Below are 15,617 nucleotides of genomic sequence, written 5' to 3'. Positions count from 1 at the left end.
CAGAACCGCTGGTATCGGATACTGTGAGTCTTCGGCAGCACTTCCGAAGGGACTCACATGGCCGTGAAACGCAACCGAGCCGTCGTCGTCGCGGGCGCACGGACACCGTTCGTGCGCGCGTTCACCGACTTCACCCGCCTCGACAGCATCGCCCTGGCCGGCGCGGCCGTCCGCGGGCTGATCGAGCGGACCGGGATCGCACCCGGCGAGATCCAGTCCATTGTCTGGGGCGGGGTGGTCCTGCCGAGTCACGCGCCCAATATCGCGCGGGAGATCGCCCTCGATCTGAACCTGGACTTCGGGTGCGAGGGGTACACCGTCACCCGCGCGTGCGCGTCCGGTCTGCAGGCGGTGACCTCGGCGGCCGCGGCGATCGAACGCGGCGAGTACGACATCATGATCGCCGGTGGCAGCGATTCCACCAGCAATGCCGAGATCAAGCTGCCGCAGAAGGTCGTGCACGCGGTCGCGCCGGTCGCCCTCGGCAAGCCGAAGGCGATGGACTACCTCGACGTCGTCCGCCAGCTCGCGCCGTTCACCGACATCTTGCCGCGCCAGCCCAAGATCGCCGAGCGCACCACCGGCGAGGTGATGGGGGAGTCCGCGGAGAAGATGGCGCGGATCAACGGCATCTCCCGCGCTGATCAGGATGCTTTCGCCGCCCGCTCGCATCAGCGCGCCGCGGCCGCGATCGCCTCGGGACGCTTCGACGACGAGGTCGTGCCGGTCACGACGCCGTCGGGCAAGCTGATCGACGTCGACGGGCTCGTCCGGGCGAACACGAGCATCGAGAAACTCGCCACCCTGAAGCCGGTGTTCGAGAAGAACGGCACCGTCACCGCGGGCAATGCCAGCCCGCTCACCGACGGCGCGTCGGCGGTGTTGCTGATGAGCGAGGAGAAGGCGCGCGCCCTCGGATTCACCCCGCAGGCTGCCTTCCGCTCGTGGAGTTTCGTCAGCGTCGACCCCGCCGACCAGGTCCTCATCGGCCCGGCGATCTCGATGCCGCGCGCCCTCGACAAGGCGGGCATGACGCTGGCCGACATCGACCTCGTCGATATCCACGAAGCCTTCGCCGCCCAGACTCTCTCGGTGCTGCGGATGCTGGAGAGTACCGACTGGGCCAAGGCGCGCCTCGACCGCGACGAGCCGGTCGGCACCGTCGACATCGACAAGCTGAACGTGCACGGCGGCTCGATCTCGCTGGGCCACCCGTTCGGCGCCACCGGTGCCCGCATGGTCACCACCATGGCCGCTGAACTGGCCCGTACCGGGAAAGAGACGGCGCTGCTGGGGATCTGCGCGGCAGGCGGTATCGGCGCGTCTGCGGTACTCGAACGCGTCTAGCACAGCTCAGCCGGGCGCACCGCGGCGGGGACGGTGCGCCCGGAGGTCCACGGGGCGTCCGTCGGGGTCGACGGCCGTCATCGTCCACTGCGTGGGCAGGGTCTCGATCGGGCCGACCGGCAAGCCCGCGTCCGCGAGGTGCTCGCGAACCGCACGCAGTTGCTCCAGCGTGCCGACGCGCAGACCCCATCCCGCGCGTGCGAGGGGATCGCGATCGGTGAGCGGCGGGGTGGTGGTCTCCACGAGCATCAGGTGATCGGCGCCGCCGACGTCGACAACCGCGATCCGTGGATCGGCTGGGGTGGCAGCCCGCTCGAAAGCCAGTGTCGCGCCGAGGAATTCGGTGTAATACCGCACGAGCTGATCGAGATCTGTGGTGCTCAACGTCAGGTGGTTGATTCCGAGAAGGTCTGGCATGGTCGTTCCAGCCTAGCGGTGTAGCGCGGCGGAATATCGGCTCAGCGCTGCGGCGGCGTCGAGCATCGCGCGGCCCTGGGTGGTGATTCTCGCCTGCCAGTCGGCGAGGGCGCGCGCCAGCGCCTCGGTGCTGCCTGCGGCGCGGATCTGGCCGATGACGGTGGCGATGTGGTCGAGACGGTAGTGGCCTCGGCGCAGGATGTGGGTCAGTTCGGCGTCGCGGAGGTCGGCGGGGCCGTAGTGGCGGTAGCCGGTGGCGGGGTCGCGGGTGGGGGTGAGGATGCCCGCTGCTTCCCAGGCACGCAAGGTGGCGGGGGTGACTCGGAGGTGGTGGGCGAGCTCGCCGATGGTTCTGGTCTCCGCTGAAAAGGTGGTGTCAGAAGGTGATTCGGTGATCAGGTGGTCGACGGCCCGGCGCACCGAGGTCAGGGTTTCACGGTCTCGCAGGAGTTGGCTGTGCCCACGGTCGATGATCGTGAGGGCCTTGTCGAGATCGTCCTCGTGGAGGGCGCGCATGATCTGACCCGCGGTGGCGTGGCCGTAGGCGGTGATCAGGGTGAGGTAGGTGCGCAGCGCGCTCGCGTGCAGGTCGGTGTAGATCCGGTAGCCGGTGGGAGTGCGCTCGGCCGGTGGCAGGCAGCCGTCCTGTTCGTAGTTGCGGACTGCCTGGGTCGAGATCGCGTGCTCGCGGGCCAGGTCCGATGGTCGAAGGGTTCTCACTGGTTTGAGACTTTACGACACTTTCAGCCGAATAGCTCCTGATCAAGTCTCCACCGTTCTGTCAACGATACGATTGATAGACATGAGTCAGAAAATCAGCGACTTCGTCCCTTCGTCCTGTGAGCTGCTTGCGCTCGGGGAGCCGACGCACAAAGAACCCGGTTTCGCGTCGATCCGCAATGAACTGTTCGTCGAGTTGGTGGCGAGTGGGTTCCGGTCGATCGCTCTCGAAACGGATCGAGTGGCCGCGCTCGCCGTGGACGAGTTCGTTCGAGGCGGCAACGGCGACCTCGACGAGGTGCTGCGGACAGGCTTCTCCCACGATTTCGGCGAACTCACCGGCAACCGGGAACTGGTCGCGTGGCTGCGCGACCACAACGCAGGTCGGGCGACCGAGGATCAGGTCGGCTTCTACGGATTCGACGCCGCGATGGAAACGATGAGCGCTCCCAGCCCGCGCACCTACCTCGAATTCGCCCGCGACTACCTGGAACTCGACTTCGACATCGCCGGTCCGGCCGGCGGCGACGAGCGATGGAGCCGCAGCGAAGCAGTCCTGGACGCGAAGGTGTCGCCCGGTGCCACCGCCGAGGCCGAGCAGTTGCGGGTGATGGCCGACGACATGCTCACCCTCCTCTATACCCGCGCGCCGGAGCGGATCGCGGCCACCTCACTCGCCGAGTGGCGAAGGACGGCAATCCATCTCACTGCCGGCATCGGCCTGCTGCGCTATCACCGGCAGGCCGCGGCTCCGACCGAGGACGGCGTGCGATGGAACAGCCTGGCCGCCGCCCGTGACGCGCTCATGGCCCAGAACCTCCTTGATATCCGGTCGGTCGAGGCGCGCCGTGGGCCGACGCTGGTGTACTCGCACAACCTGCATCTGCGCCGCAACACCAGCATCATGCAGATGGGGCCGATGGAACTCGTCTGGTCCGGCGCGGGAGCGATCGTGGGATCGCTGCTGGGGGAGCAGTACGGGGTGATCCTCGGCAGTTTGGGCCGCAGCGACGGCCTCGAACTCGCCGAACCCCAGCCGGGCACCTACGAGCACACGCTGCACAAGCGCATCGACACGTGGGGTTTGATCCCGGCGGCAGAACTCGGACCAGGACATACCCGCACCGATGTGACCCAGGAACAGGGGTACTTCCCGCTGGATGCGGACACCGTGGCCACGGCGGACACGATCCTGCACCTCGACGTTGGTCGCGCGCGGGCATCGGTCAGGTAGCCGAGTCGCGCTGTGCCGAGCGCACCAATTCCTCCAGGTAGGCAGCCACACCGTCCTCGTCGTTGGTCGGTAGGACCTGGTCGGCGAGGGCGATGACCTCGGGGACCGCGTTGGCAGGCACCAGCGCGGTACCCGCCCACGTCAGCATCGCGACATCGTTGAGCGCGTCCCCCGCGGCCGCGACCTCCGACAGGTCGATGCCGTCGAGCGCGCACAACCGTTCCAGCGCACTGGCTTTCGACACACCTTCGGCGGCCATCTCCATATAGGCCGCACCGGAATGCGTCAGCTCCACCCCGGTGATCCCGACCGCCACCGCCGTCCGGTACAGCTCCGCGCCGGGCAACTCGGGATGACGGGCAACGATCTTCACCATCGCTTCGAGTCCGGTCGGCAAGGTCTCCGACAACGCCATCTCATGTGGATGGCGATGATGATCGCTGAACTTGCACAGCGCGGCATAGGCAGGCTCGGCGACGAACCGGGTAGCGCCGACATTGGCGAACACAACGCCGGGAATCAGCGCGCGGATCTGTGACATCACCACACCCGCCGCATCCTCGTCGATCGACACGGTGTCGATGATCTCAGGCGTCCCGTCGGCGAGGTCGAGCAGCACAGCACCATTGGCGCACACCGCCTTACCCCGGAAACCGCACGACTGCGCCAACTCGTGCACCGAATGCCGAGCACGCGCCGTCGCCCACACCACCTCGATCCCCGCCGCCTGCGCGCCGGCCATGGCTTCGGCGGTCCGCGGCGAGACGGTGCGATCGGAACGCAGCAAGGTGCCGTCGAGGTCGGTGGCGAACATCCGGATTCGAGTCACCCGATCATGCTGTCACGCGCCACGTCGACGACCACGTCGGGATGAGGCGGGCCGACGGGACTAATCGGCGTCTACCCAGACGGTCGACCGTTGTGGGCCAACCCCCGCTAGGTCGCCTGGCTGACCGAGGACATGTGGAAATCCGGGATGCGGAGTGGGGGCATGGCGGTGCGGGTGAACCAGTCCTTCCATTCGCGGGGCAGGGTGATCTCGGTGGCTCCCGCTTCCGATACTCGGCGTAGCAGGTCGAGGGGGCTTTCGTTGAAGCGGAAGTTGTTGACCGCGCCGGTGACCTGGCCGTTTTCGACGAGGTAGACGCCGTCGCGGGTGAGGCCGGTGAGCAGGAGGGTGGCGGGGTCGACCTCGCGGATGTACCAGAGGCAGGTGAGGAGCAGGCCGCGTTCGGTGCGGGCGATCATGTCGTCGAGGGTGGCGTCGCCGCCGCCGGTGAGTAGCAGGTTCTCGCCGGGAATGGTGGCGGGTGCGCAGAATTCGGCGGCCGTCGCGCGCGGGTAGACCAGCGATTCGATGACGCCGTTGCCGATCCAGTCGACGCGTCGCGCGGACAAGCCGTTGTCGAACACCGACAGTGATTCCGATGACGACGCAGTCGCGACGAACGGCCGGTATTCGAGACCGCTCGCGTTCGGGTCGGAGTACAGGGTGAGCGGAATGTCGCTGAGCCGCTCACCGATTCGCGTGCCACCGGCGCGGGAGAAGGCGGTGTGGCCTTCGTGGGCGCCACGGCCTTCCATGCTCCAGGCCAGGTAGATCATCAGATCGGCGACCGACGACGGCGGCAGGAGGGTTTCGTAGCGGCCCGCGGGGAGATCGACGCGGCGCTTGGACCAGTCGAGGCGCCGTGACAGCTCGGCGAGCAGGCCCGGGGTGTCGACGTCGGTGAAGTCGGCGGTGCCGACCCCCACCCACGCGCTGGCCAGATCCTTGCCCTCGCCGCGTTTACCGTTGATTTCCACCGAACCGGTCGGCTGGCTGAACCGGCGACGGATACCGGTCGAGGTGCCGAGCCAGGTGGTGTGCACCTGGTGGTGGGCGAATCCGTAGAGGCGGTCGGTGCCGTCGAAGCCGGTCGAGAGGTCACGCGCCAATCCGGCGAAGACCTCGATCTCGGTGGCACCGGGCGCCTGGTCCCAGGTGGCGGTGTCGTCGTCGGTGGGCTCCAGGAGCGGCATCGCGTCGCGCGCCGGGGCGGCCGTGCGAGCGGCTTCCTCGCTGGCCCGCACCACGGCATCGATCTCGGTGGGGTCCACACTGGTGGAGCTGATGGAGCCCACCCGTGCGGTGGTGGGGCCGTCGCGGAACACCGAGATCACCGCCCACTCCCGCGAAACAGACGAACCATTGGTGGTCATCGAATTACCGGCCCACCGCAGCGACGCGTCGTGCGCGTCGGTGACGATCACGATCGCCTCGTCGGCTTTCGACGCCGCCAGCGCACGCTCGACCACCGCGCCCGCCGGGAACAGACCCTCGCTCACTGACCGCCCTCCGTCCGGGTATTGAGAATGTTGACCCCGCGCACCAGGACCGACGGGCAGCCGTGGCTCACCGCCGCCACCTGACCGGGCTGCGCTTTGCCGCAGTTGAACGCGCCGCCGAGCTGCCAGGTGCTCGGTCCGCCGACCGCTTCCATCGACCCCCAGAAATCGGTGGTCGTGGCCTGGTAGGCGACGTCGCGCAGTTGCCCGTCCAGCTCGCCGTCGCGAATTCGGAAGAACCGCTGTCCGGTGAACTGGAAGTTGTAGCGCTGCATGTCGATCGACCAGGACTTGTCGCCGACGATGTAGATGCCGTCCTGCACCCGGGAGATCAGGTCGGCGGTGCTGGTGTCTCGTTCAGGGTCGGGCTGCAACGACACGTTCGCCATCCGCTGGATCGGAACGTGGTGTGGCGAATCGGCATACGAGCAACCGTTGGAGCGGTCGAGCCCGAGACGTGGGGCGAACACGCGGTCGAGCTGGTAGCCGACGAGCACGCCGTCGCGCACCAGATCCCACTGCTGGCCCGCCACACCCTCGTCGTCGTAACCGACGGTGCTCAAGCCGTTGACCTGGGTGCGGTCACCGGTGACGTGCATGATCGGCGTGCCGTACCGCAAGGTCCCGAGCTGATCGGGCGTCGCGAACGAGGTACCGGCGTAAGCGGATTCGTAGCCGATCGCCCGGTCGTATTCGGTGGCGTGACCGATGGATTCGTGGATCGTGAGCCACAGGTTCGTCGGGTCGATCACCAGGTCGGTGGGGCCGGCGACGACGCTGGGCGCCTTCACCTTCTCGGCCAGCCAGCCGGGGATTCGCGCGAGTTCGCCGGTCCAGTCCCATGTTCCGTCGGCACCGGTGACGTACTCCCAGCCCCGGCCCGCGGGTGCGGCGAGGGTGCGCATCGTCTCGAAGACGCCCGACGCGGAGTCGACGGTGACGGCCTCCAACTGGGGATGCAGACGCACCCGCTGCTGGGTGATCGACGAACCCGCGGTGTCGGCGTAGAAGGACTGTTCCTTGACCTGCAAGACCGAGGCGGTCACGTGGTCGACACCATCGGCCGCCGTAAGGCGTTCCGAATAGTCCTGCAGCAGCGCCACTTTGTCGGCGGTCGGCACCGCGAACGGGTCGAGATCGTAGGCCGAGACCCACGAGACGTTGTCGTAGCGTGGCTCATCGGCGAGTTCGACGCGCTCCCGATTCAGCGAGCGCAATGCGCGGGCCACCTTCACCGCGCGCCGCGCCACCTCGGCGGCGGTCGCGGGCGTGAGCGCGGCGTGCGAGGCGAAACCCCAGGTGCCGTCGACGATCACCCGCACCGCCAGCCCCAGCTCGGTCGCATCGGTGACCGCTTCGACGCGCCCGTCGCGCAACCGGATCGACTGGGTCACCAGACGTTGCACGCGCAGATCGGCATGGTCGGCGCCGGCCGCGCGGGCCGCCGACAGCGCGGCCTCGGCCAGTGCGCCGAGCCCGAGCCCGCGGAACTCCTCGTCCACATCTCTGGAAGTCGTGGTATCCCTCACCGGACCTACGCTAACCGGTGCCACCGACACCTGTGCGCCGGAACCGCATCGACCGGCGTCATGTCGGATCGATGCACCGGCTGCCGACCTGCAGCTCGTGTCATGACACCGGGTGCGATCGCGCGCGAAAAGCCGGTTGCGACAGTCGTTACCGTGACGCGCGGACTCCGCCTCCTCCCGCGAGCGGTGCCGGAAATGCCGTAGGGTGCCCGCCGTGCCGCCATCTGCCCTGCGCGATCGAAAAAGGGAACGAACCCGACGTGCGATCCTCGTGGCCGCCGTCGAATTGTTCGAGGCCAGAGGGTACGAGGAAACGACCGTTGCCGACATCGCGGCCGCGGCCGAGGTCGGCACCCGGACCTTCTTCAACTACTTCGCGAGCAAAGAGGAACTGCTCTTCCCCGAGCCCGACGAACGGGTGCGCGCGGCCGTCGCCGCCATCGCCACGCGTCGGCCCGGCGAGCGCCCGGTGGAGGTGTTGCTGCGCGCCTTACGCGCCGCGGGTGACAACCCCGGCGAACGCCTCGTCGACGATGTGGGCTCGCGGGTGGCGGCATTGCGGGCGCGGGTCTCGCGGACGGTCCCCTCGGTGAGCGGTCGCGCCGCGCACGCGCAATTGGTCGCGCAGCGCGAGATCGCGCACCAGTTGCACATCGCGTTCCCGCACGAACTCGACGAGGTCGGCGCCGCCGCGCTGGTCGGTGCCGTGGTCGGCGCGGTATCGGGCGCGCTGACGGTGCTGTTCCAGCAGCCCCAGCACGGCATCGACGACGGTGAGCGCCTGCATCGCAAGATCCACGAGACCACCTCGCGGGTCCTGCAGCCGTGGCTCGCCGCCTCCGCGCCCGCCGAACCGGTGCGCTAACCGAACTGCTGCCAGCCCAACCGGATCACCATCACGACCACCACGACCAGCAACACGATCCGCACGAAACCGGCGCCCTTGGCCAGCGCCATCCGTGAACCGACCAGTGCGCCGAGCACATTGGCCACCGCCATGCCGGCGCCGAGGCCCCACAGGATGTGACCGGTCGAGCCGAGAAACAGCAACGCGCCCACATTCGAGCCGCAGTTGATCACCTTCGCCATCGCCGCCGCCCGGACGAACTCGGTCCCGAGCAGCGTCGCGAAGGTGATGATCAGGAAGGTACCGGTGCCCGGGCCGAGCAGTCCGTCGTAGAGGCCGATCAGGCCGGAGGCGAGGCCGATCACCAGGATCACCTTGCGTCGCGTCGGGGGATGGGTGGCCATCGTGAGGCCGACCGAGGGCCGCAAGGTCACGAACACCGCCACCCCGACAAGCACCACCATGACCAGAGGAATGAACAGGTCGCGGTCGATCAGCGAGACCGCTGCCGCACCGCAGGCGGCCGTGATCGCGGCGATCACCGCACCGGGCAGCAGCACCTTCCACTGCATCGGCACCCTGCGCGCGAAGGTCGCCACCGCGGTCGCGGTGCCTGCCAGCGCGGCGAGTTTGTTGGTACCGAGGGCGGTCTGCGGCGCGATGCCGGGGACGACGAGGAACAGCGTCGGCAGAATGATCAGTCCGCCGCCGCCGACCACGGCGTCGACCCAGCCCGCTGCCGCCGCGGCCACCAGCAGGACCGTCCAGTCTCCGATTTGCACACGACCAGGCAATCAAGATCACGGCCGGAAAGCCAGCCGGGGCTACGCTGGGCCGGTGCGCCGGTTCAGCCTGTGGCTACGCGGACGACCCATCGTCGCCGACTCGATTCTCGCGGGATTGCTCCTGTTCCTCGATGCCCTCGGCGTGGGCGACGAGCGCAACAAGGTCGTGTACCTGATCTTCTCGGTGATTCTGCCGTTGCCGCTGATCCTGCGGCGGGTGTACCCGCGGACGGTGGCGGCGGCGCTGCTGGTGTTGTCCTTGCTGAACACCCTGATCGGCTACCTGGTCGACGATCTGACGGCCGACCACGTCGCGCTGATCGGGCTCGGGGTGATGCTCTACACGCTTGTCGCCTATGTCGGCCGACGTGAGGGGCTCATCTTCCTGGCCTTCCTCGCGGTCGACATGGCGGCGTCGGTCGTGCTGCTCGACCTGCCGCGGGGCGGCGACCTGGCGATGGCGGGACTCATCTACGCGCTGTGCTGGACGCTGGCCGAGTTCAACGGTGCCAGGCATGCCTACGACTCCGAGGTCGCGGCCCGGCTCGCGGTCGCCGACTACGACAAGGAACGCCGCGCGCACGACGCGGTCGCCGCCGAACGCACCCGCATCGCCCGCGAACTCCACGACGTGGTCGCACATGCGGTGAGCGTCATCATCGTGCAGGCCGACGGGGCCAAATACGCCCTGCGCGAGGACCCGGAAACCGCTGAACGCGCGCTCGCCACCATCGCCGGGACCGGGCGCGACGCCCTGCGTGAACTGCGCCGCACCGTCGCCCTGCTGCGCACCGAGCACGCACCGGAACTGCTGCCGCAACACGGGAGCGCGGGTATCGCGAAGCTGGCTCAGATGATGCGTGAGGCCGGTCTGGCCGTTGATCTCGAGTTGACCGGTGAGCTCGACGACATCGCCCCCGAGGTGAGCCTCGGCGTGCATCGCATCGTGCAGGAGTCGCTCACCAATACCCTGCGCCACGCGGGGGCGGAGCCGAAGGCGGTGGTCCGGGTGCACCGGCGCGAGGAAGACATCCTCGTCGAAGTCACCGACAGCGGTGGCGTTCCGGCCAAGGTGAGCGCGGGTGCCGAGATCCCCGGCACGGGAATGGGCCTGGTCGGGATGCGCGAACGGGTCGCGGTTCTCGGCGGCACACTGCACGCGGGCAGGCTCGACGACGGGCGCTGGCAGGTGCGGGCCGACCTTCCGCTGCGCACCGAAACGGATTGATCCGCCCACTATGGTGGGGCAATGCCGATCAGCGTGCTCGTGGTGGACGATCAGGAACTCATGCGAATGGGCCTGAAGATGGTGCTCGGCGCGCACCCCGACATCGATGTGATCGGCGAAGCGGGCAACGGTGACGAGGCGGTGCGGCGCGCGAGTGAACTGCGTCCCGATGTGGTGCTGATGGACGTGCGGATGCCGGTCGTCGACGGGGTCACCGCCACCTCGCGGATCGTCGCCGCGGGCGAGGGCGTGCGGGTGCTCGTGATGACCACCTTCGACCTCGACGAGCACGCCCTCGGTGCGCTGCGTGCCGGTGCGAGCGGATTCCTGCTCAAGGACACCCCGCCCGAGGATCTCATCTCGGCCATCCGCAGCGTGGCCGCCGGTGACGCGGTGGTCTCGCCCAAGGTCACCAAGCGCCTGCTCGACCGGCTCGTCGCCGAGGACCCGACCAGCCTGCGCGACCCGAAGATTCTCGATGTCCTCACCGCGCGCGAACGCGAAGTGCTCGAACAGATCGCGGTCGGTCGCTCCAACGCCGAGATCGCCACGGCGCTGTTCCTGTCGGAGGCGACCGTGAAAACACACGTCGGCCGGGTACTCACCAAACTCGGCTTGCGCGACCGGGTACAGGCGGTGGTGCTGGCCTACGAAACCGGGCTCGTGCGGCCCGGTGCCTGAACCTGCCTGCCCGCTCGGGAGAAAAATCGGGCGCTCGTGCGTTGAGGGGATAGATCGTCCGAAAGGATCGCCATGACCGCCCTGCTGTTCGTCCTCTACCTCGTCGTCGAGATCGCCGCCCTCGTCGGTCTCGCTCAGTTGATCGGCGTCGGCTGGGCGCTGCTCGTGCTCGTCGCGGTGTCGGGCGTGGGATTGGTGCTGCTCGGACGGCAGGGCAGGCGGGTGTTCGACCGATTCCGGCGGGCCTCGCGCGGTGAGGTGACCGCCGAGAGCGCGGTCGCCGACGGGGTGATCGTGGCCACCGGATCGGTGCTGCTGTTCGTGCCCGGCCTGGTGACCGGAGTCGTCGGCCTGCTCGCGCTGTTCCCGCCGACCAGGGCGTTGCTGCGACCGGCGCTGGAGAAGCTGGGCACCCGGCGGTTCGGTCCGCTGCCCTCGTTCGCGCCCTCGCCGTATCGCGGGATGGTCGTCGACGCCGACGGTGACGTGGTCGACGGCACCGTGGTCGGTCAGTGGTACGACGACGGTCACACCAGCGGTCCGCGCGCACTCGGCCCCGCCTGATTCGAGACGGCCTGAACCGACACGCCCCCCGTTCGGCGGGGAGGGTCTACAGTACCCGCATGGCCACCGAGCAGATCACCATTACGGTGAGCGAGGAACTGGCCGACGCGGTGCGCAGAGCGAGCGCCGCTGCCGGACAGTCGATGTCGGACTTCACCACCGCCGCATGGCGATTGGAATTGATCGCCGTGGAGGCGGGCGGGCATTGCCCCGCCGGGTTCGGCGACGCCGAAGTGCGCGCCGCGCTGTGCCTGCCGACCTGACACCCTCGCGGCCGAGCTGACGCGAGCTCATCGGCCTCCCGCGCGGTGCCGGCGGCCGGATCCGCGTCGTCACCGCCGAGCTGACACTGTCCCTGCCGAGGTGACGATCCGTCGATACGGCAGACTGGGACACCGTGAGTACCCAGTTGCTGATCGGTGGCCGTTTCTACAGTTCCAGCTCCCCGGACGCGACCGCGATGGCGGTCACCGACGGCACCGTGGTGTGGCTGGGTGCCGAGGCGCCCGGGCGCGCGATGCATCCCGACGCGGAGATCATCGACCTCGACGGCGCGTTCGTAGCGCCCGCGTTCGTCGACCCACACGTGCACGTCACCGCGCTGGGACTCCAACTGACCGGGCTCGACGTGAGCGGTGCCGGATCCCTGTCCGACCTGCTCGCCACCGTGCGCGCGCACGCCGCGAACCAGCCGGACGGGGTGATCATCGGCGAGGGCTGGGACGACACCGCCTGGCCCGAACAGCGGCCGCCGACGGTCGCCGAACTCGACGAGGCCGCCGGTGCGGGCAGGCTCGTCTACCTGGCGCGCGTCGACGCGCATTCGGCCGTCGCCTCCTCGGCGCTGCTCGACGTGGCCGGTGAACTCGGGGACGGATATCGGCGTGGCGAACTGTTGCGCGCCGACGCCCATCACCGGGTGCGCACGGTCGCGCTCGCGGAACTCACTCGCGCCCAACGTGATTCGGCCCGCGCGGCCGCACTGGACGCGGCGGCCGCACACGGCATCGTCGCCGTGCACGAATGTGCCGGTCCCGATATCTCCGGTCGCGACGACATCCGCGAACTACTCGCTTTCGAACACGGCGTTGCCGTGCGCGCGTACTGGGGTCAGGCTGTGCGCACCGCTGACGAAGCGCGCGCGCTGATCGACGAGCTCGGCGTCCATGCGCTCGGTGGCGATCTGTTCGTCGACGGCTCACTCGGCTCGCACACCGCGCTGCTGCGCGAGCCCTACGCCGACGCGGCGGGCTGCGGCAAGAGCTTCCTCGACGAAGACACCGTCACCGCGCACATCCGCGCCTGCACCGAGGCGGGGATCCAGGCGGGCTTCCACGCCATCGGCGACGCCGCGATGGATACCGTGGTCGCCGGATTCGCCCGTGTCGCAAGCGAACTCGGTGGACCGGCGATCGCCGCACGCGGGCACCGGGTCGAACACGCGGAGATGACCGACGCCGCCGCGATCGCGCAGCTCGCCGCGCTCGGCGTGATCGTGTCCGTGCAGCCCGGCTTCGACGCCGCCTGGGGCGGGCCCGACGGGATGTACGCGACCCGACTCGGCGCCGAGCGCGCCGCGGGCCTCAACCCGTTCGCGGCGATGGCGGCGGCGGGCATCTCGCTCGCCATCGGCTCCGACGCGCCGGTGACCGTCATGAACCCGTGGGAACAGGTGCGCGCGGCCGTGCATCACCGCACTCCCGGCCACGGCCTGTCCCCGCGCGCCGCGTTCGCCGCCGCCACCCGGGGCGCCTGGCGCGCGGGCGGGGTCCGTGACGGGATGGCGGGCACACTGGTCCCCGGCGCCCCCGCTTCCTACGCCGTCTGGGACGCGGGCGATCTCGTCGTCGCCGCGGCCGCCGACACCGTGCAGCGCTGGTCCACCGACCCCCGCTCGCGGGTCCCCGGCCTCCCGCGCCTCGACCCTGGAGCGACCCTCCCGACCTGTCTGCGCACCGTGCACAACGGCACCACGATCTACACCGCCTGACCTCACCGGCCGCACCGCGCAAGCAACGAATCACGGAGCAACACACCATGATCGACCCCGCGACGGGCGACCGTCCCGACTCCGCAGCCGCCGACGCGGACGACCCGGCACCTGCCGCCGGTGCGCCTGCACTCGCCGCCGGATCACGTCCGGTGCCCGCCGATCCGGACTCCATCGGGACCAAGCTGATGATGCTGCGGATGCTCGCCGCTACCGCGGGTGGGCTACTGCTCTTCGGCAGCTTCCCGCCGCGCCCGTTCTGGTTCCTCGCGCCGGTGGCTGTCGCGCTGCTCACCGTCGCGGTGCGCGGACCGGGCAAGCCGCGCGGTGGGTTCGGGTACGGAATGCTCGGCGGGCTGGCGTTTTTCGTGCCGCTGCTGCCGTGGACGGGGATCTATGTGGGACCGGTGCCGTGGCTGGCGCTCTCGACGGTCTGCGCGGTGTACTTCGGGCTCTGGGGTGTGCTCGCTCGATGGTTGAGCGCGCTGCCGGGTTGGCCGGTGTGGCTCGCGCTGGCGTGGACCGCCACCGAATGGCTCAGATCGAGCTTCCCGTTCGGTGGATTCCCTTGGGGGCGTGTCGCTTTCGGTCAGGCCGATGGCTGGTACCTGCCGCTGGCGGCCTATGGTGGGGCGCCGCTGGTCGGTTTCGCGGTAGCCCTCACCGGCACCGGTCTCGCCGCGCTCGCACTGCGCGTCGTCGCCTGGGCGCGCACCCCAGCGCCGCGCGCGAACACCCGCGCCGTGCGCACCGGATTTGCCACCGCCGTAGTGGCCGTGGCTATCATGCTACTGGCCGGAGTGATCCTGCGGCCGACGCTGCCCGCCCCGGATGCAGGCACCCGGACGATCACGGTGGCCGCCATCCAGGGCAGTGTGCCGCGGCTCGGGCTCGACTTCAACGCCCAGCGCCGCGCCGTGCTGGACAACCACGTCCGGCGCACCGAGGAGTTGGCCGACGCCGTCACCCGCGGCCAGGCCGCGCGGCCCGACATCGTGATCTGGCCCGAGAACTCCTCCGATATCGACCCACTGCGCAATGCCGACGCCGCCGCCGAGATCACCGAAGCCTCGGTGAAGATCGGCGCCCCGATCCTGGTCGGCGCAGTCCTGGTGAACGGTGACCGCACGACCACCAACTCGGTGATCGTGTGGAACGGCGCAGCGGGCCCGGGGGAGCGACATGACAAGAAGATCATCCAGCCGTTCGGCGAATACCTGCCGATGCGCGGTTTCTTCCGCCTGTTCTCTTCCTATGCCGACCGCGCGGGGTATTTCGTGCCGGGAAATGGTGACGGAACGGTCACGGCCGCCGGCGTGCCGATCGGTGTGGCGACCTGTTACGAGGTCGCTTTCGATCGGGCATTTCGGGACTCTCTCGCCGCCGGCGCCCAATTGCTGACGGTGCCGACCAACAACGCCACGTTCGGCGAGAGCGAGATGACATATCAGCAACTCGCTATGTCGCGGGTGCGGGCGGTCGAGCACGGGCGCGCGCTGGTGGTCGCAGCAACCACGGGCGTCAGCGGGATCATCACCGCAGACGGCGTGCTCAGACAGAGTACCGAGCAGGTTGTCCCCGCCGCGTTGGTGGCCCAGCTACCGTTGCGCGACACGACGACAATCGCAACTCGAATCGGTGGGTGGCCCGAACTCGCGTCCGTTATCCTGACCGCGATCGGTGTCGGATTGCTATTACTTCGACGCCGCCGCGCGAATCCGACGCAGCCGGTGCGAAGTTCGGACAATTCTGAATAAGCGGTTTGTTTCAACCGGGGGGAAGCGGCACGAAGTTGCTGCTTCAGGGGTGTAATTCGTTGAGCTCGAAATAAATTCACATCGGTAGCCATCCGGCCGCCGTAGTACTCCGAATCATGGGCGTGGAAAAGCCACGCCCTGGGCCGTCGTGTGCCCGGGCGCTGCTCGGGGAGTTGTGACACAAGGCAGA

General features: G+C 69.0%; 15 protein-coding genes. 9 read left to right on the top strand and 6 right to left on the bottom strand.

Going from position 1 to position 15,617, the window contains the following annotated elements; translation table 11 throughout:
- The first annotated feature begins 57 nt into the window (after window positions 1-57).
- Complete coding sequence (locus tag ACWZHB_RS14770; RefSeq protein ID WP_427908510.1) at window positions 58-1,347, top strand: acetyl-CoA C-acyltransferase; 1,290 nt, start codon at window positions 58-60, stop codon at window positions 1,345-1,347.
- A gap of 6 nt (window positions 1,348-1,353) precedes the next feature.
- Here the strand turns inward: ACWZHB_RS14770 and ACWZHB_RS14765 are convergent, their stop codons facing one another.
- Both ACWZHB_RS14765 and ACWZHB_RS14760 read right to left on the bottom strand, forming a co-directional pair.
- On the bottom strand, window positions 1,354-1,764 hold the full coding sequence (locus ACWZHB_RS14765; RefSeq protein WP_427908509.1) for a VOC family protein: 411 nt from the start codon (window positions 1,762-1,764) through the stop codon (window positions 1,354-1,356).
- Between the two features lie 12 nt (window positions 1,765-1,776).
- Window positions 1,777-2,484, bottom strand: coding sequence for a TioE family transcriptional regulator (locus ACWZHB_RS14760; protein WP_427908508.1), 708 nt, complete (start codon window positions 2,482-2,484; stop codon window positions 1,777-1,779).
- A gap of 82 nt (window positions 2,485-2,566) precedes the next feature.
- Between ACWZHB_RS14760 and ACWZHB_RS14755 the strand changes: the two genes are divergently transcribed.
- Window positions 2,567-3,718, top strand: a complete 1,152-nt coding sequence (locus ACWZHB_RS14755; RefSeq protein WP_427908507.1) for an erythromycin esterase family protein — start codon at window positions 2,567-2,569, stop codon at window positions 3,716-3,718.
- Here the strand turns inward: ACWZHB_RS14755 and ACWZHB_RS14750 are convergent.
- The 3 genes from ACWZHB_RS14750 to ACWZHB_RS14740 all read right to left on the bottom strand — a co-directional run bounded on the left by ACWZHB_RS14750 (window position 3,711) and on the right by ACWZHB_RS14740 (window position 7,575).
- Window positions 3,711-4,547 (bottom strand): HAD family hydrolase, encoded by an 837-nt coding sequence (locus ACWZHB_RS14750; protein WP_427908506.1) that lies wholly within the window; start codon window positions 4,545-4,547, stop codon window positions 3,711-3,713. The two genes, ACWZHB_RS14755 and ACWZHB_RS14750, sit on opposite strands and share 8 nt — an antisense overlap.
- A 107-nt stretch (window positions 4,548-4,654) precedes the next feature.
- Entirely contained in the window at window positions 4,655-6,034 is a 1,380-nt protein-coding gene (locus tag ACWZHB_RS14745; protein WP_427909170.1) for a metallopeptidase TldD-related protein, read from the bottom strand.
- An 8-nt stretch (window positions 6,035-6,042) separates the two neighbouring features.
- Window positions 6,043-7,575, bottom strand: a complete 1,533-nt coding sequence (locus tag ACWZHB_RS14740; RefSeq protein ID WP_427908505.1) for a TldD/PmbA family protein — start codon at window positions 7,573-7,575, stop codon at window positions 6,043-6,045.
- Between the two features lie 271 nt (window positions 7,576-7,846).
- On the opposite strand from ACWZHB_RS14740, the gene ACWZHB_RS14735 reads away from it, so the two are divergent.
- Window positions 7,847-8,440 carry a TetR/AcrR family transcriptional regulator gene (locus ACWZHB_RS14735; protein ID WP_427908504.1) on the top strand — a complete coding sequence of 198 codons (594 nt, stop codon included), beginning with the start codon at window positions 7,847-7,849 and terminating at the stop codon, window positions 8,438-8,440.
- Here the strand turns inward: ACWZHB_RS14735 and ACWZHB_RS14730 are convergent.
- Window positions 8,437-9,204, bottom strand: a complete 768-nt coding sequence (locus ACWZHB_RS14730) for a TSUP family transporter (protein ID WP_427908503.1) — start codon at window positions 9,202-9,204, stop codon at window positions 8,437-8,439. The two genes, ACWZHB_RS14735 and ACWZHB_RS14730, sit on opposite strands and share 4 nt — an antisense overlap.
- Window positions 9,205-9,259: 55 nt before the next feature.
- Between ACWZHB_RS14730 and ACWZHB_RS14725 the strand changes: the two genes are divergently transcribed.
- The 6 genes from ACWZHB_RS14725 to lnt all read left to right on the top strand — a co-directional run bounded on the left by ACWZHB_RS14725 (window position 9,260) and on the right by lnt (window position 15,427).
- Window positions 9,260-10,435 (top strand): sensor histidine kinase, encoded by a 1,176-nt coding sequence (locus ACWZHB_RS14725; RefSeq protein WP_427908502.1) that lies wholly within the window; start codon window positions 9,260-9,262, stop codon window positions 10,433-10,435.
- A gap of 21 nt (window positions 10,436-10,456) precedes the next feature.
- Window positions 10,457-11,116, top strand: coding sequence for a response regulator (locus tag ACWZHB_RS14720; protein ID WP_427908501.1), 660 nt, complete (start codon window positions 10,457-10,459; stop codon window positions 11,114-11,116).
- 72 nt (window positions 11,117-11,188) lie between these two features.
- Entirely contained in the window at window positions 11,189-11,680 is a 492-nt protein-coding gene (locus tag ACWZHB_RS14715) for an FxsA family protein (RefSeq protein WP_427908500.1), read from the top strand.
- A 59-nt stretch (window positions 11,681-11,739) separates the two neighbouring features.
- Window positions 11,740-11,943 (top strand): hypothetical protein, encoded by a 204-nt coding sequence (locus tag ACWZHB_RS14710; protein ID WP_427908499.1) that lies wholly within the window; start codon window positions 11,740-11,742, stop codon window positions 11,941-11,943.
- 134 nt (window positions 11,944-12,077) lie between these two features.
- Window positions 12,078-13,670 (top strand): amidohydrolase, encoded by a 1,593-nt coding sequence (locus ACWZHB_RS14705; protein WP_427908498.1) that lies wholly within the window; start codon window positions 12,078-12,080, stop codon window positions 13,668-13,670.
- A gap of 188 nt (window positions 13,671-13,858) precedes the next feature.
- Window positions 13,859-15,427 (top strand): apolipoprotein N-acyltransferase, encoded by a 1,569-nt coding sequence (gene lnt / locus ACWZHB_RS14700; protein ID WP_427909169.1) that lies wholly within the window; start codon window positions 13,859-13,861, stop codon window positions 15,425-15,427.
- Window positions 15,428-15,617: the final 190 nt, after the last annotated feature.

Source organism: Nocardia sp. FBN12 (genome assembly GCF_054031145.1).
The sequence above is the reverse complement of the archived record's forward strand: the minus strand, read 5'-3'. Positions and strand labels throughout refer to the sequence as shown.

Excerpts from the sequence above, each read along its gene's own strand:
- ACWZHB_RS14770 (WP_427908510.1), top strand. The coding sequence starts at position 58 with ATGGCCGTGAAACGCAACCGAGCCGTCGTCGTCGCGGGCGCACGGACA.
- ACWZHB_RS14765 (WP_427908509.1), bottom strand. The coding sequence starts at position 1,764 with ATGCCAGACCTTCTCGGAATCAACCACCTGACGTTGAGCACCACAGAT.
- ACWZHB_RS14755 (WP_427908507.1), top strand. The coding sequence starts at position 2,567 with ATGAGTCAGAAAATCAGCGACTTCGTCCCTTCGTCCTGTGAGCTGCTT.
- ACWZHB_RS14720 (WP_427908501.1), top strand. The coding sequence starts at position 10,457 with ATGCCGATCAGCGTGCTCGTGGTGGACGATCAGGAACTCATGCGAATG.
- ACWZHB_RS14715 (WP_427908500.1), top strand. The coding sequence starts at position 11,189 with ATGACCGCCCTGCTGTTCGTCCTCTACCTCGTCGTCGAGATCGCCGCC.
- ACWZHB_RS14710 (WP_427908499.1), top strand. The coding sequence starts at position 11,740 with ATGGCCACCGAGCAGATCACCATTACGGTGAGCGAGGAACTGGCCGAC.
- lnt (WP_427909169.1), top strand. The coding sequence starts at position 13,859 with ATGATGCTGCGGATGCTCGCCGCTACCGCGGGTGGGCTACTGCTCTTC.